Below are 19104 nucleotides of genomic sequence, written 5' to 3'. Positions count from 1 at the left end.
CGGTGTTGGTCGGGTCGCAATAGCGCATGAAATACCAGGACGAATCCACGAAGGTGTCCATGGTGTCGGTTTCGCGGCGGGCAGGCTTGCCGCAGACGGGGCAAGTCACACCCGCGTGAAAGCCCTCGTGCTTGTGCAGCGGGTTGCCCGAGCCGTCGGGGATGCAGTCCTGCGGCAGGATGACCGGCAGGTCTTTTTCAGGCACCGGCACCGCGCCATGCTCGTCGCAGTGGATGATCGGAATCGGCGTGCCCCAGTAACGCTGCCGGCTCACGCCCCAGTCGCGCAGACGCCAGGTGGTCTTCTTCTCGCCCAGGCCTTTGGCGGCCAGCAATTCAGCCACCTTGTTGGCGGCTGCCTGGAAGCTCAGGCCATCGAGCTCGCCAGAGTTGACGCAAACACCGTTTTTGGTGGCATACCACTCCTGCCAGGCACTCGCATCAAATGCAACACCACCCGCACCCACCACGGAGGCCGTTGTGGGGCTGGCCGCCGGAGAGGAATCGGAGCCTGCGACTGACAAACCGGTGACCAGCACTGCAACGGCCGGAACCAAGCCCACAACTTGCTTGATCGGCAAGGCGTACTTGAGTGCAAACGCAAAGTCACGCTCATCGTGCGCAGGCACGCCCATGACAGCACCGTCGCCATAACTCATGAGCACGTAGTTGCCGACCCAGACCTCGACCTTTGCGCCGGTCAACGGGTGCGTGACGAACAGGCCCGTGGCCATGCCCTTTTTCTCTTGCGTGGCCAATTCGGCTTCGGTGGTGCCACCGGTTTTGCACTCTTCCAGAAACGCCGCCAAAGCGGGGTTGCTCGCCGCCGCATGCAGCGCCAGCGGGTGCTCAGCCGCCACTGCGCAAAACGTCACACCCATGATAGTGTCAGCGCGGGTGGTGAAGACGTACATCTTGCCGCCGCCAATCAGCTGACCGTCAGCACCTTGGAGGTCGTGCGGGAAAGCAAAACGCACGCCTTCGCTTTTGCCGATCCAGTTTTCCTGCATCAGGCGAACTTTGTCTGGCCAGCCGTTGAGCGTGGCCTTGTCGTTGCCAATCTGCACATGGTCGAGCAACTCCTGCGCGTAGTCGGTGATGTTCAGGTAATAGCCGGGGATCTCGCGCTTTTCCACGGGCGCGCCGGTGCGCCAGCCCTTGCCGTCGATCACCTGCTCGTTGGCCAGCACCGTCTGGTCGACCGGGTCCCAATTCACGACCTGGGTCTTGCGGTAGGCGATGCCTTTTTCGAGCATCTTCAAGAACAACCATTGGTTCCATTTGTAATAGGTCGGGTCGCAGGTGGCGACTTCGCGTGACCAGTCAATGGCCAGGCCCATGGCCTGCATCTGCTTTTTCATGTACGCGATGTTCTCGTACGTCCACTTGGCCGGGGGCACGCCGTTTTTGAGCGCGGCGTTCTCGGCAGGCAGACCAAAGGCGTCCCAACCCATGGGCATCAAGACGTTGAAGCCCTTCATGCGCAGACTGCGCGTGAGCATGTCGTTGATGGTGTAGTTGCGCACATGGCCCATGTGCAGCTTGCCGCTGGGGTACGGCAACATGGAGCAGGCGTAGAACTTCTTTTTGCTGGCGTCTTCGGTGACGCGGTAGGCATCGCGGGCCGTCCATCGCCATTGCGCTGCGGGTTCGACTTCGAGGTGGTTGTACTTGTCTTGCATAGGGCTAAATTGTAGGGGTTGGGGCAGAGCGATCAGAGGGCCTGAAACACGCCAAGCCAGCGTCCATCAGGGGAAAGCCAGCTGGGCCACAAAGCCAATGCGGGTCAGGCCCGCCTTTTGAGCCAAACCCATGGCTTCCACCACCCGGCCATAGGGCACCGACGCATCGGCCCGCAGCTCCAACTCGGTTTGGGGATCCCGACGGGCCACACCGGACAGGTGGGCTTTCAAGGCTTCCGCCGTGATGGCTTTGTCGTTCAGATACAAGGCACCCTGGGCATCCACAACCAACACCACGGACGACGCCACAGCGCCAGTATCGGTAGCTTCGCTTTGGGGCAAGTCCAGTCGAATGGCGCTGGTCATCAGGGGGGCCGTGACCATGAAAATCACCAATAAGACCAACATCACGTCCACCAAGGGCGTCACGTTGATGTCAGCCATGGGTGGATCCGGTTGGCGACTGGACAATCGACCAAAAGCCATGGCGGATCAGCTTTCTGGTCCGGCCAAAAGGGCGCGCACATCGTGCGCGAAGCCTTCAAGTTCGGCCTCGATGTGACCCATGCGCCGCCCCAAGAAGTTATAGCCCAACACGGCTGGGATCGCGACTGCCAAGCCCGCAGCCGTCATGACCAAGGCCTCGCCCACAGGCCCGGCAATCTCTTCAATACGGATCGCGCCGCCCTGCGTCAGCCCTGCCAGCGCATTGAAAATGCCCCAAACCGTCCCCAACAAGCCCACGAAAGGCGAAATCGCGCCAGCGGTGGCCAGCCATGTTTGCCCCCACTGCAATCGGCGCACCACCGCTTGCATGGCATCGCGCAGCACCCGGGTCAACTGGTGGTGGCGGTCGCCTGAAGACGCCAAAGTGCCCCCCAAAGGCAACAAGCTCGCCTCAAGCAAAGGCAGGACGCATGCGTCTTGGTCGAATTGGGCGACGCGCTGGCGCCCTTCTTCAAAGCCCGGCGCCTGCCAGAAAGCGGCCACACTTCGGGGCACGTCACGGCTCACACGCGTGAGCAAACGCCATTTCAAGGCCATCACCACCCAAGAGCCTACCGACAGAACCAACAGCAAGACCGCCAAAAAAAGGCTCACGACGTCGCTGTGCAGCCAGAAGTCGTTCAAGCTCATGGTGTGCTTCGGTAACAGCGCTTCAGCGCAGGTTCAACACGTCAAACATGTCGAACAGGCCGCGCTCTTGCCCTGACAAAAAGCGTGCAGCCCGCAGACTGCCTTGGGCGTAGGTGGACCGGCTGGAGGACTTGTGCGTGACCTCGATGCGCTCGCCAATCCCCGCAAAAAGCACGGTGTGGTCGCCCACAATGTCGCCGCCCCGGATGGTGGAAAAACCAATGGTGGACGGGTCGCGCTCGCCAGTGTGGCCAAAGCGCTCGTACACCGCACAGGCGTTCAAATCGCGCCCAATGGCCTCTGCAATCACTTCGCCCATCTTCAGAGCAGTACCCGAAGGTGCATCGACTTTGTGGCGGTGGTGGGCTTCGATGATCTCGATGTCGTAGCCGGTAGGCATGGCCTGCGCTGCCATTTGCAACAGTTTGAGGGTGACGTTAACGCCCACACTCATGTTCGGGGCCATCACAATGGCAATGTCACGGGAAATCAGGGCGATTTCGGCTTTTTGAGCATCCGTGAAACCCGTGGTCCCAATGACTGCTTTCACACCCAATTCGCGGCACACTTGCAAGTGTGCCAATGTACCTTCTGGGCGGGTGAAATCGATCAAACATGCCGAACCTTGCAAGCCTGCATGCAAGTCAGCTGTGACCAACGCACCTGTGGTCCGCCCCATGGCAGCACCGGCATCTTGGCCCAAAGCTGGGCTGGCAGCGATGTCAAGAGCCCCCGACAAGCGGCAGTCGTCGGTGGACAAGATGGCTTCAATCAGCATGTGACCCATGCGGCCGGAGGCGCCCGCAACGGTGATGGGCAGTTGTTTCAAAGTGGTCATGGGGGGTTTGAATGAAATGGGGGCTCAACCGCCGAACAAGACACAAGCGACCGACGCGCTCAGCGCGAAACAGGCTCCAAGGGTGGATAAGTTCGGGGGGCTGTGGGAGCAGGTGGGTTGACGGACCTGGCAGCCGGTGTGCTTGTGAACTTCTTGAGGTCTTCTTCACTGGCTTGCAAGACAGGCAATTTGCCCGGGGCTCGAGGCTTGATCAGGCGTCCGGCAAATTCAGACTCACTGGGCAAGTCGTCACCTTCAATGCGGTCCAACAGATCGCCCTTGAAATGAACCGTGAGGCTGAAATTTTGAGGCGCAACACCCTGCCGTTGGATGCTGAACGCGTAATCCCACCGGTCTGCATGGAACAAACTGGCGACCAAGGGCGTCCCCAACACCTCGCGCACCTGAACCCGGGCCATGCCAAGGCGCAAAACTTGTCTTTGCTCTTTGGAAATGAAGTTGCCTTGCACCACCTCTGGCACGTAGGGCCTGAAAGTGTCTCGATTGATGCCAGCCAAGCCACTGCAACCCACCAAGCCAAAAAGCACAAGGCCTGCAGCCAGCAAACGTCTGGAAGAGCGGAATGTCGGGGATGCGGTCATGGTTGGATGGGTGCCGATATGATCATGGCCATTGTAGCGGCAGCTTATCCAGCGAACTGCGGCCCAAAGACAGGACAAGCCCTTCCCATGCGCCAGATCGATGAACTGAAAAACAACGGCCTCAAAGCCACTTTGCCTAGGCTCAAAATTTTGGAGGTTTTCCAAAGTGGCTCCATGCGCCACATGACCGCAGAGGATGTTTTTCGCCAATTGCTGCTTGACAACGCAGACATCGGCTTGGCCACCGTTTACCGGGTTTTGACACAGTTTGAGCAAGCCGGGATTTTGAGCCGCAACCACTTTGAAAGCGGTAAATCCGTTTATGAGTTGAACGAAGGGCAACACCATGACCACATGGTTTGCCTCGATTGCGGCCGGGTCGAAGAGTTTTACGATGCCGAAATCGAATCACGTCAACACGCAGTGGCCAAGGCCAAAGGCTTTGAGATCGCCGACCATGCCTTGAGTTTGTACGCTCACTGCACACAAAATCCCTGCCCTCATCGCAACGTCCGCTGAACGTGGGGGCGCTCTACTCCATGGCGCGGCGTTGCCGCTCGATGAACTCTTGGTAAGTGTCGATGCCACGCATCTGCAAAATGGTATTGCGCACAGCCGCCTCGACCAAAACGGCGATGTTGCGGCCAGCCATCACTTGAATCACCACTTTTTGCACAGGAATTCCGAGCACATCTTGGCGCAAAGGCTCTGAAGGCAATCGTTCGTAATCGCGCTCCAAAGTTTCGCGCCGCACCAAATGCACAATCAGCTTCAGGCGCATCTTGCGGCGTACCGCTGTTTCACCAAAGATGGCCCGAATGTCGAGCAAGCCAATGCCTCGCACTTCCAACAAGTTTTGCAGCAAATCAGGACAACGCGCCTCAATGGTGGTCTGGTTGATGCGGTAAAGATCGACAGCATCGTCGGCCACCAAGCCGTTACCCCGGGAAATCAGCTCCAAGCCCAACTCGCTTTTGCCCAAACCCGACTCGCCGGTGATCAGAACACCCATGCCCAAGATGTCCATGAACACCCCATGCATCGTGGTGCGGTCGGCAAAGTGTTTGGACAAGTAGGCCCTCAGCACATCGATCACAAATGCCGATGACTGCTCGGTCGAAAACATGGGGATTTGGGCCCGTTCACACATGGCCAACAAGGCATCAGGAGCTGTCTGGCCATCTGCGAGCACCAAGACAGGGGGCTCAAGGGTCACAATCCGGGCTGTACGGCGGGCACAGTCTTCTTCTGTTCCTCTGGTCAGGTAAGCCACTTCGCGTGGTCCCAAGATCTGTACACGGTAAGGATGAATGTAATTGAGGTAGCCGACCAAATCGGCACCCGATCGGGCTGCGCGGACCGCCACTTCATCAAATCGGCGCTCAGAGGCACCAAGCCCCGCCAACCACTGCCATTTCAATTGGTTCCGATGGTCTTCGAACAAAACATCGGCGCTGATGACGGAAGGCTTCATCGCGGAGCTTCAGCTGAGCGCCATCAGGCCGTTTGGGCCGACTGCCACTGGGCAATCAATTGGTGCAAACTGGTTTGGGCTGTACTGCCTTTGATGCTCTCGCGCAGCACAGTGTCGCTCAACAGTTCAGCGATTTCAGACAGAATTTCGAGGTGTTTTTGCGTGGCCGCCTCGGGCACCAACAAAAAGATCAACAAGTTGACAGGCTGCTCATCTGGGGCGTCAAAACCAATCGGCTGAGCCAATTGAAAGACGGCGGCCATGGGTGCCTTGAGGCCCTTGATGCGGCCATGAGGAATAGCCACGCCGTGACCCAAACCTGTCGAACCCAATCGTTCCCGAGCAAACAGGCTGTCTGTGACCAAGGCACGGGACAAACCGTGCAGATTCTCAAAGAGAAGTCCGGCTTCTTCGAATGCACGTTTCTTGCTGGTGGCTTCCACCCCCACAAGAACTTGGGCAATAGGCAATATGGATGAGAGTCGGTTCATGGTCGAGGCCGGATTATGCACCCGAACGGCCCCCAACACAGACCGCCCTTGGAGCCGAAGCCGTTTTTATCGTTTTGTTGCCATTTAGACACGAGATGAGCCCAAGAAAAAGGCCGCTGTGTGCGGCCTTGAGTTAAAAGGTCAACTGTTCACATCATGCGCTTGGGCGCAGAGTGGTGGTGATCGGTGATACGGTCCTTGTGCTTGACCACTTGACGGTCGAGTTTGTCCACCAGGTCGTCCACCGCGGCATACAGGTCCTCATGCGCGCTCTCGGCAAACAGGTCATTGCCTTTGACATGGATGTTGCACTCGGCCCGTTGCCGTTTTTCTTTCTCTTTCTGCTTTTCGACGGTCAGCAGCACTTTCACATCCACCACTTGGTCAAAATGCCGGGTGATGCGATCGAGTTTCCCCGTGACGTACTGGCGCAAGGCTGGGGTCACTTCCAAATGGTGTCCGCTGATGATTAAATTCATAGACGTCGTCTCCATTGATTCAGGTAGAAAAAGCCCCGCCGAGGCTGGGCCCAGAAACCACTTTTCAGGTGGTTCGACCTCACTATGCGCCCCGCGTTACCGAAAAGCAATGCTTCCAAAACTAAACCTGAAAAATCTGTCCGCAATGCCCACAGGCACTCTTTTCAATGCTATCGTGCGGATTGAATCACACGCTTAAAGTTTGAATCAAGACCCCTAAAGCGCTAACCCAAAGCGCCCTCCAAGCGAAAACACCTCAAGCTGGCGCACCCTGCAAGCGCAAGCGTCCGGCCAACCAAGCGCTGAGGCCACTGGCCAATACCCCAAGCAAGCCTGCCACCCAGTACAGCGTGAGATGCCCCTGCGCATCACGCCCGATGATCAATCCCCCCACAAAAGCGGCCACGCCCATCGATGCAGACTGGACTGCCGAGTTAAGTGTCATGAAAGTACCCCGCAGACGCGGCTCAACAGACGATGAGATCATCGCCATGCCGGGGATCATCCGGCCGCTCATCATGGCGAACAAACAAGTTGAGATCAGTAACAAACCCCACAATGGCAAGCCTTGTGAGAGCGTGGTCGCCATCAAAGGGAAAGACACAGCCCATGCCAAGCGTTGGAACACCTTCACTTTGCCGACCCGATCGGTCAAGCGACCAAAGTAACGGGCCGTCAACAAAGTGGTCAAACCGCCGCACAAATAGACCCAGGGTACCTCATCGGTTTGCATACCGGCATTGGACTGAAGGTAAATCGTGATGTAAGGAATGACGGTGAAACTAGCAAACATCATCAAGCCAGACACCCCGAACGCTTTGAGGTGGTTAGGCTCCGCCAGGACCTGACCAATGCCACGCCAAACGTTCACACGCTCAGGGTGGTGCAAATGCGCGTCCAACCGGGGCAAGGTCTGCCAAGCGCCCCATGCCAGCAGGCCGACCAACAAGGCAATGCCAAAAAATGGCGCATGCCAATTGAAATGCGCCGCCAAAAACAAACCCAAAGGCACACCCGCCACCGTAGATACCGAGAAAGAAGTCATCACCACGCTCATGGCCCTGCCCCGGCGTTCAAACGGAATGACATCGGCGACGATGGTCTGGGCCAAAGCCGACAACACGCCGCCAAACAAACCTGCGGCAATGCGGGCTGCCATCAGCCAAAAGTAGTCGGGTGCCAGACCACAAGCCAAGGTAGCCAAGCCAAACAGGGTGTACATGGTCAGCAGCAACTGCTTGCGGCTGAAACGGTCGATGTAGGTGGCCGCCATGAGCCCTGACAGGCCCGCCGACAAGGTGTAAGCCGAAACCAACAAGCCGAATTGGGCGTTGCTGATGCCAAACAGGGCCGTGAACTGCGGCCCCAGCGGCATCATGATCATGAAATCCAAGATGTGGGTGAACTGGATGCCCGCCAAGGTCAACAGCAGCCAGCGCTCTCGCCGTAGGGTCAGGTGAGGGATCATGAAACAATGTCTTCGCGTTGGCCGACAATCTAACACCCCCAGCCTGCCCCCTAGAAAACCATGCACATTGACACCCTGAACGCAACCAAGCCCCCAACGCTTTCGGCAGCGCCCCTCTTGAATGGCCTGGTCTTGATGGGTGGAGGCGCTCGCACAGCCTATCAGGCGGGCGTCCTGCAGGCCATCGGTCGCCTGCTGGGTCAGTCACAAGCGGGCCCTGGTTTTCCGTTTCAAGTGCTCACAGGCACCTCTGCCGGGGCCCTGAATGCGACTTTTTTAGCCAGCCGCGCCTTGGAGGGGCTTGGCGCGCTGGACGATTTGGCCCACTTTTGGCAGGGCATACGCACCGATGCGGTTTACCACCTGCCTCCAACACCCTTGGCTCGTTTTAGCCGCTGGGCAACGGCCTTGGGGCTGGTTTTATCGGCTCGCCAACAAGCCGCGGCCATGGACAGCTTGGCCTTGGTGAACACTTTGCACAAAGCGATCGAACTGAGCCGCATCGACACGGCCCTACAAACAGGCGTTTTGCACGCCTTGGCCGTGACCGCTTCAAGTTACACCAGCGGTGTGCACTGGACGTTTTGCCAAACCCAGGATGGTTTGCCAATTCCCTGGAGCCGCCCCGGCCGACGTGCCGAACAGCAACCCATCACGATCGAGCACCTGATGGCCTCAAGTGCCATTCCCTTCATCTTTCCGGCCACGCCGCTGTGGGTCGATGGTGGCATGGAGTATTTTGGAGATGGATCGATGCGGCAAATATCCCCTTTGTCAGCGGCCGTGCAATTGGGAGCCGATCGCATCTTGGCCATCGGCGTGAGCCAACCTCAACGCGCCAGTTTGGGCATCCCCCTTCAGACCAACGGCCGGCCTTCTTTGGGCACGATTGCAGGGCATGCCATGGCCAGTGTTTTCCACGACACTTTGCAGGCTGACGTGGAGCAAATCACCCGCATCAACCAATCCTTGCGCAAGCTGCCTGAATCGGTGCGGGCCGAGTTACCCTTTCGCTCGGTGGAGGTCCTCACGCTGCAGCCCAGCGCCTCACTGGATGAATTGGCGCAAGCACACGTGCACACGCTGCCATTGCCCATCTTGCGGGTGCTGGAGGGCTTGGGTGCTTTGCAGGGCAGTGGGGCGGCCTTGGCCAGTTACTTGCTGTTTGAGCCAGGCTTCATCCGGGCTTTGATGGCATTAGGGCAAGCAGACGTGGTCGCCAAATCCGATGAGATCTTGGAATTCCTGACAGCCCGAGCAGCATCTCAGGTGCGATAATCCAACAATTCTTTCTGGAGACACATTGCTGTGGAAACGACCCCGAGTTGGTAGCTTTCGAACGCGCTGAGCAACTGCCCATCGTTCGAAAGCTGCCGAGAACCCTTCGCCGCCCCTTTGAACTTTTGGCAACTGGCCATTTTTTGGATTCGCCATGCTCAACATCTTTACCCTTGTCAACGGTCGTCTCTTTCAAGAAGAGATCGAGTCGCTGGAAGAACTCTCCCGCTTTCAGCCCATCTGGGTCGATCTGGAGTCGCCCACGCTGGAAGAAAAGCGCTGGATCAAGCAGTACTTCGGCCTGTCCATTCCAGAAGATGCGATGGACGAGGACATTGAAGAATCCGCTCGCTTCTACGAAGAAGACAACGGCGAACTGCATATCCGCTCTGACTTTTTGATCGCCGACGAAGACGAGCCGCGCACCGTACGCTGCGCCTTCATCCTGAACCAACACAACGTCGAATTGAAAAGCCAAGGCGTGCTGTTTTCGATCCACGACGAAGATGTCCCGGTGTTTCGCCTTCTGCGCATGCGCGCTCGCAGGGCTCCGGGCTTGATCGAAGACGCCAAGGATGTGCTGCTCAAGTTGTTTGACGCCGATGCCGAATATTCAGCCGATACCTTGGAGGGCATTTACGACCAGCTGGAAACCGCGGGCAAAAAAGTGCTTTCAGGTGACGTGACCGATGCCATGGCAGGCGAAGTGTTGGGCGCCATTGCCAGGCAAGAAGATCTGAACGGACGCATTCGCCGCAACGCCATGGACACCCGACGCGCCGTCAGCTTCATGATGCGCTCCAAAATGCTCAATGCGGAGCAGTTTGAAGAAGCACGCCAGATTTTGCGTGACATCGACTCGCTGGACTCGCATACCGAGTTCTTGTTTGACAAGATCAACTTCTTGATGGATGCCACAGTGGGTTTCATCAACATCAACCAAAACAAGATCATCAAAATCTTCTCGGTGGCCAGCGTGGCTTTGCTGCCCCCCACCTTGATCGCCAGCTTGTACGGCATGAATTTCCAGTACATGCCCGAACTGTCTCAAAAGTGGGGCTATCCGTTTGCCCTGAGCTTGATGGTGGCCAGTGCGGTGGTGCCCATGTGGTACTTTCGCCGCCGCGGTTGGCTCAAGTGATGCCGGGCACACCTTTCGGCAGGTCTTTCAGCCATCGGGACAAAATCGCCAAGCTGTAACGGCTCGCCACACCACTGACAAACCTCTGAAAATCCGTGTGTGCGGCATCGTCGGCACGATCGGACACGGTGCGAACCGCTGCAAAAGCGGCTTTGTAATCCCAACAAACTTGGGCGACCGCCGCCCCCTCCATTTCGACCGCCATCGCCAATGGAAACGCCTGCGACAAAAGCCGGCTTTCGGCCGATGTCGAGACAAATCGGTCACCACTGACCAGCAGGCCTTGGTGGACACAAGGAGTCAACAGCTTGAATTGGTCCATGGTCTCTTGTCCCAGATGCAAAGGTGCCGCTGCCAACACCTGGGCACTGGCCCGTGCCAATTGATCGGACAAACTGGGGTCCGCCTCGAAACAGGCACGCCCATAAAAAGGCACCTCATACCTTGGACACAAAGGGGATGCATCCATATCGTGCTGTACAAAACCTCGGGCCACCACCACATCGCCAATGCGAACATCGGGCGCCAAACCACCGGCCACCCCGGTGAAAACCACGCTGCCCACCTGAAAGCGGTCGAGCAAAATGCTGGCAGTTGTGGCGGCGGCTACTTTACCGATACGGGACAACACGGCGACCACAGAATGGCTTTGCCAATCGCCCACCCAAAAGTCCCTCCCCGCTACCGTGACAAGCTGTCCGTCCGCCATGTGTGCCAACACAGCAGACAATTCCTCGTGCATGGCACCCATGATGCCGATGGTCGCCATCCTTCAGAACCGTCTCGGTGGGTCACCCGCCATCAAGCAGGGCTGCGCAGCTCGCGCCGCAAAATCTTACCCACCGGTGTTTTGGGCAACTCGGTTCGGAACTCGATCACCCTGGGCTGTTTGTAGGCGGTCATGTGTTCGCGGCAGTGGGCCATGATCTTGGCTTCTGTCAAAGCCGGGTCTTTTTTGACCACCACCAGCTTGACGGTTTCGCCCGTTTTTTCATCCGGTACGCCAATCGCTGCGCACTCCAAAACGCCGGGGCAGGTGGAAGCCACCTCCTCCACCTCGTTGGGATAAACGTTGAAGCCGCTGACCAAAATCATGTCCTTCTTGCGGTCAATGATCTTGAAGAAACCACGTACATCCACCGTCCCGACATCGCCCGACTTGAAGTAGCCATCGGCGGTCATGACCTTGGCCGTTTCATCGGGACGCTGCCAGTAACCGGCCATGACCTGCGGACCCTTGATGGCGATTTCACCTGGTTGGCCGGGCTCGGTCACTTCCTGCCCCTCGTCGTCAAGCAATTTCATCCAAGTGCTGGGCAAAGGCACACCAATGGTCCCCGTGAATTCGGTGCTGGTGGTCGGGTTGCAGCTGGCGGAGGGACTGGTTTCGGACAAGCCATAGCCCTCGCAAATCGGACACCCGGTCTTCTCGAGCCAAAGTTGGGCGACATTGGGCGTCACAGCCGTGCCACCCCCCAAAGACACTTTGAGGTTGGACCAATTCACTGTGCCGAAATCGGGGTGGTTAGCCAGGCCATTGAACAAGGTGTTAACGGCTGGAAAGCTGTGAAACGTGTGCTTGGACAACTCTTTGAGCACTGCGGGCAAATCGCGCGGATTGGGAATCAAAATGGTTTTTCCACCCATGCGCAGCCCCAACATCATGTTCACCGTGAAGGCGAAGATGTGGTACAGCGGCAAAGCACACACCGAAGTGGGTTGCTCACCTGCCGGAATGCGCTTCATGACGGGCTCGTTCCAGGCCTCAGACTGCAAAACGTTGGCAACCACATTGCGGTGCAGCAGCACCGCACCTTTGGACACGCCTGTAGTGCCGCCGGTGTACTGCAACACCGCGATGTCGTCGGCGGTCAGCTGTGGTTTTCGAAAAGCCAGTTGACGACCTTTGCCCAGAGCATCATTGAACTTGACCGCTTGGGGCAGATGGAAAACAGGCACCATCTTTTTGACATGCCGCACCACGTAATTGACCAAACTGCCTTTGAGCAAACCCAAACGGTCGCCCATCGCAGCCGTCACCACATGTTGCACCGGTGTTTGTGCGATGCATTTTTCAAGCGTCGCGGCAAAGTTTTCGATGATCACGATCGCTTTGGCGCCCGAGTCCTTGAGTTGGTGTTCCAACTCCCTCGCGGTGTACAAGGGGTTCACGTTGACCACCACAAAACCGGCACGCAAGATCGCTGCCACGGCCACAGGGTACTGCAGCACGTTGGGCATCATGATGGCTACGCGGTCGCCTTGAACCAATCCCAAAGACTGCAAGTACGCGGCCAACGCCAGGCTTTCCTCGTTGGTCTGGGCAAAACTGATGTCCTTGCCCATGAAGCTGTAAGCACAACGGTCAGCGTATTTGGCAAAACTGTCTTCAAGCAAGCCGACCAAGGAGCTGTAGGGGTCAGACGCTATCTCAGCGGGAATGCCTTCGGGGTAACTTTTCAACCAAACAGGGTTCAACATGTCAGAGTCTCCTGAAAATCAGTCTACCTGATATCTGACAGTGAACTGACTGAAAAACATCGGGGTTTATGCCCAAAAATGAAAGGGGGATGAACTGTGTTCACCCCCCTTTTTTCTTCGCGACGACAAAAAGCTTTTTAGGGCTTCAAGGTCATCAACACCTCATCGAGCATCTTCTTGGCATCGCCAAACAGCATGCGGTTGTTATCTTTGTAAAACAGTGGGTTGTCGACGCCGGCATAACCGCTGGCCATGGAGCGCTTCATGACGATGCTGGTGCGGGCCTTCCATACTTCGAGCACCGGCATGCCTGCGATCGGGCTGGACGGGTCGTCCTGCGCGGCCGGGTTCACGATGTCGTTGGCGCCAATCACGATGGCCACGTCGGTGTCGCCGAAGTCGTCGTTGAGTTCGTCCATCTCGAACACGATGTCGTAGGGCACTTTGGCCTCAGCCAACAAAACGTTCATGTGGCCTGGCATGCGGCCCGCCACAGGGTGGATACCAAAGCGCACGTTCACACCTTTGTCGCGCAGTGTCTTGGTGATTTCAAACACCGTGTGCTGGGCTTGCGCCACGGCCATGCCGTAGCCCGGCACGATGATCACATTCTTGGCGTCGCGCAACATTTCGGCGGTCTCAGCGGCCAAGATGGGGCTGACTTCACCTTGCGGCTCAACCGCTTCGCCCGTTGGCTTCGGCGCTGCTGCCGTGGTGCCAAAGCCACCGGCGATCACGCTGATGAAGCTGCGGTTCATGGCGTTGCACATGATGTACGACAAAATCGCGCCACTGGAACCCACCAAGGCTCCGATCACGATCAGCAAATCGTTGCTCAGCATGAAGCCGGTGGCCGCTGCGGCCCAGCCGGAATAACTGTTGAGCATGGACACCACCACCGGCATGTCTGCGCCGCCAATGGCCATGACCATGTGGATACCAAACAGCAAGGCGATGGCGGTCATGATGAACAAGGGCACCATGCCCTCTTCCACCGTCTGGGCGTTCATGAACTCAAGACCGAAGTAAATCACCGCGATCAAACCCACCAGGTTCAGCCAGTGGCGAGCAGGCAGCAGCAAGGGGCTGCCACCGATGCGGCCTGACAACTTGCCAAATGCCGCGACCGAACCCGAGAAGGTCACCGCACCGATGAAGATGCCGATGTAGATTTCACCAGCGTGGATAGCGTGCGCCGCGCCTTCCAAATTCTTAGAGGCTTCTGGGTCCACATAAGTGGCGTAACCCACCAGCGCCGCAGCCATGCCGACCATGCTGTGCATGAGCGCAACGAGTTCGGGCATTTGGGTCATCTGCACTTTGCGCGCAGCATAAAGACCAATCAGTGCACCCACCAGCACGGAGCCCACGATCATGGGAATGCCCTCGGCTGTGACCTGCGGGCCAAAGATGGTGGCCAGCACAGCCAGGCTCATGCCGATCATGCCGTAAAGGTTGCCGCGCCGAGCGGTTTCCTGGTTGGACAAACCGCCTAGGCTGAGGATGAAAAGAATGGTCGCGCCGATGTAGGCGACCGTGGCCAGACTTGAGTTCATAAGTGTCTCTTTTCTTAATCGGTTGGGAACAGAACTGAAGATCTGTCCCCAAAGTCTTAATCAGTTGGGGACAGAGCTGAAGATCTGTCCCCAAAGTCATTATTTTCGGAACATGGCCAGCATGCGCTGGGTGACGGCAAAGCCGCCAAACATGTTGATGGCCGTCAGCACCAGCGCCAAAGAGGCCAAGATGGCGATCAGCGTGTTGGGTCGCCCGGCTGCGGCCAGAGGCGATATCTGCACCAGCGCGCCGATGGCGATGATGGAGCTGATCGCGTTGGTCACGCTCATGAGCGGGGTGTGCAAAGCGGGCTTGACGTTCCAGACCACCATGTAGCCCACAAAGCAGGCCAATACAAACACCGTGAAGTGCGACAGGAAAGCGGCTGGCGCATACGCACCCACCAGCACCAGCAGCACAGCGGCGACCGCTGAAACGATCAGCAATTGGCCCACAGGCATGGGGCCCGATGGCTCGCCATGGCCATGGCCTTTTTTGGCGGCAGGCGCGGCTGCTGGCTTGGTGGCAGGCTTGGGCGGAGCGGCCAAAGGCGGCGCAGGCCAAGTGATTTCGCCGTTTTTGATGACCGTCAGACCCCGGATCGCGTCATCTTCCATGTTGACGTTGATCAAGCCATCCTTGGTCTTGCACAGCTCTTCGGTCAAGCGGAACAGGTTGGTGCCATAGAGCGTGGAAGACTGACGCGCCATGCGCGAAGCCAAGTCGGTGTAACCGACGATGGTCACGCCATGTTTGACCACGGCTTTGCCGGGTTCTGTCAGTTCGCAGTTACCGCCTTGCTCGGCGGCCATGTCCACGATCACGCTGCCGGGCTTCATGCTTTGCACCATCTCGGCGGTGATCAGCTTGGGCGCGGGCTTGCCGGGTATCAGCGCGGTGGTGATGATGATGTCGCACTCTTTGGCTTGTTTGGCGTACATCTCGCGCTGTGCGGCCTGGAAGCCTTCGCTCATGACCTTGGCGTAACCGCCGCCGCCCGAACCTTCTTCTTCATAGTCCACTTTGACGAATTCGCCGCCAAGCGACACGACTTGGTCGGCCACTTCGGCGCGGGTGTCGTTGGCGCGCACGATGGCGCCCAGGCTGGCGGCCGCGCCAATCGCGGCCAAACCGGCCACACCGGCACCGGCGATGAAGACCTTGGCGGGGGGCACTTTGCCCGCGGCCGTGATTTGGCCGTTGAAGAAACGGCCAAAGGCGTTGGCAGCTTCCACGACCGCGCGGTAACCACTGACTCCAGCCATAGAGGTCAGCGCGTCCATCTTCTGGGCGCGGCTGAGGGTACGGGGCAAAGCGTCAATCGACAGCGCGGTGACCTTTTTGGCCGCCAGCTGCTGCATCAAATCGGGGTTTTGGGCTGGCCACAAAAAGCCAATCAGAGTCTGGCCTTCGTGCATCAGCGCCACTTCGTCGGGGGTCGGCGCACGCACTTTGAAGACGATATCGCTGCCGCTCCACAGCGCCGCAGCGTTCGGGGCAATGGTGGCACCGGCTTCGACATAAGCCGCGTCCGACAGGTCGGCCAGATCGCCCGCACCCTGTTCCACCACGACCGCAAACCCGAGCTTGACCAACTTGGTCACCGCGTCGGGGACTGTGGCCACCCGTTTTTCGCCAAGAAAAACCTCTTTGGGCACGCCAATGCGCTGGGGCGTGGCGGCTGAATCGCCTGTTTGCATGACTGTCTCCTCACTCTGTCCAGAAAACCAAAGTAAAACAGCTTAACCGAAGTCAATGTCTCCCCCCTTTCACCAAGATCTTCCAAGTGGCATGGCCATGCGCCAGCGCCCATGGAAGATAAAACATCAGTACACACCCCTATGGGGGATCTCCGGGCTTGAACCAGGCCAGGTGACAACGGCATGTCAGCCTTGAGGGCACGGGGGACAGATAATCCGTGACATGGACACACGCTGGAAACCCAATGTCACCGTGGCCGCCATCATTGAAAAAGATGGCCGCTACCTGCTGGTTGAAGAACATACCCAAGAGGGTCTGAAGCTGAACAACCCGGCAGGTCACCTCGACCCCGGTGAATCCCCCGCAGAAGGCTGCGCGCGCGAAGCCTTGGAAGAAACCGCTCGACCCTTCACGCCCAAAGAGTTGGTGGGCATTTACTTGTCTCGCTTTCAAAGACCACAAACGGGAGAAGACATCACCTATGTGCGCATGGCCTTTTGCGGTGACATCGGCGATGTGCAGCCGGGTCTGAGCCTGGACGAAGGCATTGTGCGAACGGTCTGGATGAGCCCTCAAGAGGTACGCGACAGCGTCGATCGCCACAGAAGCCCCTTGGTGCTGCAGTGCATTGAAGACCATCTGGCTGGCCAGCGCTTTCCACTGGGCGTGATCCACACCGATTCAGCGGTGGCCAACTTGCCGCCCTTGGCACCATGAGCGCCGCTTGGTCCAGCGAGGCCCTTTGGCTGCTCACGGGCGGTGCGGCCTTTGCGGCGGGCGTGCTCAATGCCATCGCCGGGGGTGGCAGTTTTCTCACCTTTCCAGCCTTGGTGTTTGCAGGCGTGCCGCCCTTGGCTGCCAACGCCACCAGCGCCATGGCCGTGAGCCCCGGTTACTTGGGCAGCACATGGGGGTTCCGTGCAGAACTCAAGGCCCTGCCCAAAAGCCTGCTTCGAAAAGAGGTGACCATCGCCGCTTTGGGCGGTCTGATCGGTGCCGGCTTGTTGCTGTTGACGCCTGCCAAAGTCTTTTCAGGTCTGGTGCCATGGCTTTTGCTGGTGGCGACTGCGCTGTTTGCGGCAGGTCCTTGGCTCGCCAAGGGCAATTCTGGCCAAGGTCAACCCGCTTGGCGCTTGCCCGGGCTGCTGCTTGTGGCGGTTTATGGCGGTTACTTCAATGGGGGACTGGGCATTTTGTTGATGGCGCTGTACACACTGACCGGTGAATCCAGACTGAACACGGTCAACGCACTGAAGAACCTCAATTCTTTTGTGCTGTCTTTGCTGTCCGTGCTGGCTTTTGCGCTGGCGGGTGCCATTGTTTGGCCCCAAGCGATCTGGATGATGGCTTTGGCCACTGCAGGCGGCTGGGTGGGGGCACGCTTGGCCAAGCGCCTGCCGGTGCGCTGGGTACGTTGGATGGTCATCGCCACAGGCTTGGTGATGAGTGCAATTTTTTTCAGCCGAATGTGAGCACGTCGGCGCACGTCAGCCACTGACGCAAAGGCACCCTAAAGTCAATCAACTGGGGTTTTTTGGCCAGCAGCAACGGCGTCAAGGCGTGCTTTTTCGGCCAAGACCTTGGCCACATAACCGTTGTCTTCGGTCATGGCATAGCCTCCCAGGTAAAACAGCAAACCTTCTTCCAGCGAACCGCCGCGCAGCTTGATCGCATCGCTCAGCACCGCCACCCCCACACGCAAATTGGTCACCGGATCAAAGGCAGCCAATCGTCCGCCATAGGCCTCGTAACGTTGGGCATGAATACCCGTCATCACCTGCATCAAACCCTGAGCACCGGCCTGGCTTTGCACATAGGGATGAAAACTCGATTCCGTGGCCATGACCGCCAAAATCAGGTGCGCAGGCAGTTTGGACGTTTTGGCCAGCACATGGGCCTCGGCCACCAAGGCAGCCAATGGCTCAGGCGCCACCTTGTACTTGCGGGCCAACCAATTGGCCACCAAAGCCTGCTGGGGTGGCAAATCCTGCAAATGCACGGCGGTGGCCCGCTCGGCTGTGTTTTGGGGCCAAAAAACAGTCAGCACATCGCGCTCTCTCAGCCAAGTGGCCAAGCGCTGCTCCAGCGGTTGCAACCACTGCGGCTGCAACCAGATCCACAACAACAAGACAGCCACCAGCCCCCCCACCAAGGCCAAGCCACGGTGGGTAAACGCCACAAGGCGTGTCAGCGTGTTGCGACAACGCGCCCGACGGTCGGGGTCTTGCGACCAGGGATTGAACATGGCTTCCAAACTTTCAAGGCTGACCATTATCCGGCTGATCTGCCAGACCGATGCCTTCACCCCCATCGCCATGACCCATTCACGCAAAGGATAATGACACCATGTCCAAATACAAACGTGTGGTCGTCGGCCTGTCCGGCGGCGTCGATTCGGCCGTCACGGCCCATTTGCTCAAGCAGCAAGGCCATGAAGTCATTGGCATCTTCATGAAAAACTGGGAAGACGACGATGACAGCGAATATTGCTCGTCCAACATCGACTTTGTGGACGCCGCCGCCGTGGCCGATGTGCTGGGCATCGAGATCGAGCATGTCAACTTTGCGGCCGACTACAAGGACCGGGTGTTTGCCGAGTTTTTGCGCGAGTACCAGGCCGGTCGCACGCCCAACCCCGACATCTTGTGCAATGCCGAGATCAAGTTCAAGGCCTTCCTGGACCACGCCATGCGCCTGGGCGCACAGAAGATCGCCACCGGCCACTACGCCCGCGTGCGCCTGAACACCGCCACCGGAAAGCACGAGCTGCTCAAAG

Annotated in this window: 20 protein-coding genes; 6 read left to right on the top strand and 14 right to left on the bottom strand. The window is 58.2% G+C overall.

Features of this window, described 5'->3' with window-relative positions:
• The 5 genes from ABWQ00_RS14700 to ABWQ00_RS14680 form a co-directional block, all read right to left on the bottom strand.
• Positions 1 to 1681 (bottom strand): class I tRNA ligase family protein (locus tag ABWQ00_RS14700; protein WP_353239407.1); only part of this gene is annotated, 1681 nt, incomplete at its 3' end.
• Positions 1682 to 1747: 66 nt separating this feature from the next.
• On the bottom strand, positions 1748 to 2167 hold the full coding sequence (locus tag ABWQ00_RS14695; RefSeq protein WP_353239406.1) for an ExbD/TolR family protein: 420 nt from the start codon (positions 2165 to 2167) through the stop codon (positions 1748 to 1750).
• Positions 2168 to 2173: 6 nt separating this feature from the next.
• Positions 2174 to 2818 (bottom strand): MotA/TolQ/ExbB proton channel family protein, encoded by a 645-nt coding sequence (locus ABWQ00_RS14690; RefSeq protein WP_353239405.1) that lies wholly within the window; start codon positions 2816 to 2818, stop codon positions 2174 to 2176.
• Between the two features lie 22 nt (positions 2819 to 2840).
• Entirely contained in the window at positions 2841 to 3656 is an 816-nt protein-coding gene (gene dapB / locus ABWQ00_RS14685) for a 4-hydroxy-tetrahydrodipicolinate reductase (RefSeq protein WP_353239404.1), read from the bottom strand.
• Positions 3657 to 3715: 59 nt separating this feature from the next.
• A complete protein-coding gene (locus ABWQ00_RS14680) occupies positions 3716 to 4258 on the bottom strand; it encodes an outer membrane protein assembly factor BamE (protein ID WP_353239403.1) in 543 nt (180 codons plus the stop codon).
• 87 nt (positions 4259 to 4345) lie between these two features.
• On the opposite strand from ABWQ00_RS14680, the gene fur reads away from it, so the two are divergent.
• Complete coding sequence (gene fur, locus ABWQ00_RS14675) at positions 4346 to 4777, top strand: ferric iron uptake transcriptional regulator (protein WP_353239402.1); 432 nt, start codon at positions 4346 to 4348, stop codon at positions 4775 to 4777.
• Positions 4778 to 4790: 13 nt separating this feature from the next.
• On the opposite strand, the gene hprK is transcribed toward fur, so the two are convergent.
• The 4 genes from hprK to ABWQ00_RS14655 form a co-directional block, all read right to left on the bottom strand.
• On the bottom strand, positions 4791 to 5732 hold the full coding sequence (hprK, locus tag ABWQ00_RS14670) for an HPr(Ser) kinase/phosphatase (protein WP_353239401.1): 942 nt from the start codon (positions 5730 to 5732) through the stop codon (positions 4791 to 4793).
• Positions 5733 to 5755: 23 nt separating this feature from the next.
• A complete protein-coding gene (locus ABWQ00_RS14665; RefSeq protein ID WP_353239400.1) occupies positions 5756 to 6223 on the bottom strand; it encodes a PTS sugar transporter subunit IIA in 468 nt (155 codons plus the stop codon).
• A gap of 149 nt (positions 6224 to 6372) precedes the next feature.
• Positions 6373 to 6702: a ribosome hibernation-promoting factor, HPF/YfiA family gene (gene hpf, locus ABWQ00_RS14660; protein ID WP_353239399.1), complete on the bottom strand. Its 330-nt coding sequence runs from the start codon at positions 6700 to 6702 to the stop codon at positions 6373 to 6375.
• A 256-nt stretch (positions 6703 to 6958) separates the two neighbouring features.
• Positions 6959 to 8170, bottom strand: coding sequence for an MFS transporter (locus ABWQ00_RS14655; protein ID WP_353239398.1), 1212 nt, complete (start codon positions 8168 to 8170; stop codon positions 6959 to 6961).
• A 60-nt stretch (positions 8171 to 8230) separates the two neighbouring features.
• Between ABWQ00_RS14655 and ABWQ00_RS14650 the strand changes: the two genes are divergently transcribed.
• Together ABWQ00_RS14650 and corA are read left to right on the top strand one after the other, a co-directional pair.
• Positions 8231 to 9448: a patatin-like phospholipase family protein gene (locus tag ABWQ00_RS14650; protein ID WP_353239397.1), complete on the top strand. Its 1218-nt coding sequence runs from the start codon at positions 8231 to 8233 to the stop codon at positions 9446 to 9448.
• A gap of 154 nt (positions 9449 to 9602) precedes the next feature.
• Positions 9603 to 10589, top strand: coding sequence for a magnesium/cobalt transporter CorA (gene corA / locus ABWQ00_RS14645; protein ID WP_353239396.1), 987 nt, complete (start codon positions 9603 to 9605; stop codon positions 10587 to 10589).
• Here corA and ABWQ00_RS14640 read toward each other — a convergent pair.
• The 4 genes from ABWQ00_RS14640 to ABWQ00_RS14625 form a co-directional block, all read right to left on the bottom strand.
• Positions 10582 to 11358, bottom strand: coding sequence for a 5'-methylthioadenosine/adenosylhomocysteine nucleosidase (locus tag ABWQ00_RS14640; RefSeq protein ID WP_353239395.1), 777 nt, complete (start codon positions 11356 to 11358; stop codon positions 10582 to 10584). The two genes, corA and ABWQ00_RS14640, sit on opposite strands and share 8 nt — an antisense overlap.
• A 32-nt stretch (positions 11359 to 11390) precedes the next feature.
• A complete protein-coding gene (locus tag ABWQ00_RS14635) occupies positions 11391 to 13070 on the bottom strand; it encodes a long-chain-fatty-acid--CoA ligase (RefSeq protein ID WP_353239394.1) in 1680 nt (559 codons plus the stop codon).
• A gap of 137 nt (positions 13071 to 13207) precedes the next feature.
• Entirely contained in the window at positions 13208 to 14626 is a 1419-nt protein-coding gene (gene pntB / locus ABWQ00_RS14630; protein WP_353239393.1) for a Re/Si-specific NAD(P)(+) transhydrogenase subunit beta, read from the bottom strand.
• Positions 14627 to 14725: 99 nt separating this feature from the next.
• The gene (locus tag ABWQ00_RS14625) at positions 14726 to 16327 is read right to left on the bottom strand and encodes a Re/Si-specific NAD(P)(+) transhydrogenase subunit alpha (RefSeq protein ID WP_353239392.1); all 1602 of its coding nucleotides are present in this window, start codon (positions 16325 to 16327) and stop codon (positions 14726 to 14728) included.
• A 223-nt stretch (positions 16328 to 16550) separates the two neighbouring features.
• On the opposite strand from ABWQ00_RS14625, the gene ABWQ00_RS14620 reads away from it, so the two are divergent.
• Positions 16551 to 17045 (top strand): NUDIX hydrolase, encoded by a 495-nt coding sequence (locus ABWQ00_RS14620; protein WP_353239391.1) that lies wholly within the window; start codon positions 16551 to 16553, stop codon positions 17043 to 17045.
• On the top strand, positions 17042 to 17800 hold the full coding sequence (locus ABWQ00_RS14615) for a sulfite exporter TauE/SafE family protein (protein WP_353239390.1): 759 nt from the start codon (positions 17042 to 17044) through the stop codon (positions 17798 to 17800). The genes ABWQ00_RS14620 and ABWQ00_RS14615 overlap by 4 nt, the downstream gene beginning before the upstream one ends.
• Positions 17801 to 17844: 44 nt before the next feature.
• On the opposite strand, the gene ABWQ00_RS14610 is transcribed toward ABWQ00_RS14615, so the two are convergent.
• Entirely contained in the window at positions 17845 to 18573 is a 729-nt protein-coding gene (locus ABWQ00_RS14610; protein WP_353239389.1) for a lytic transglycosylase domain-containing protein, read from the bottom strand.
• Positions 18574 to 18674: 101 nt separating this feature from the next.
• Between ABWQ00_RS14610 and ABWQ00_RS14605 the strand changes: the two genes are divergently transcribed.
• Positions 18675 to 19104, top strand: a 430-nt coding sequence (locus ABWQ00_RS14605) for an asparagine synthase-related protein (RefSeq protein WP_353239388.1), incomplete at its 3' end; no start/stop codon positions are given.

Source organism: Limnohabitans sp. (genome assembly GCF_040400975.1).
Taxonomy (GTDB): Bacteria; Pseudomonadota; Gammaproteobacteria; order Burkholderiales; family Burkholderiaceae_C; genus Limnohabitans_A.
Note: the sequence above shows the minus strand (reverse complement) of the source record. Positions and strands in the feature narration are given on the sequence as shown.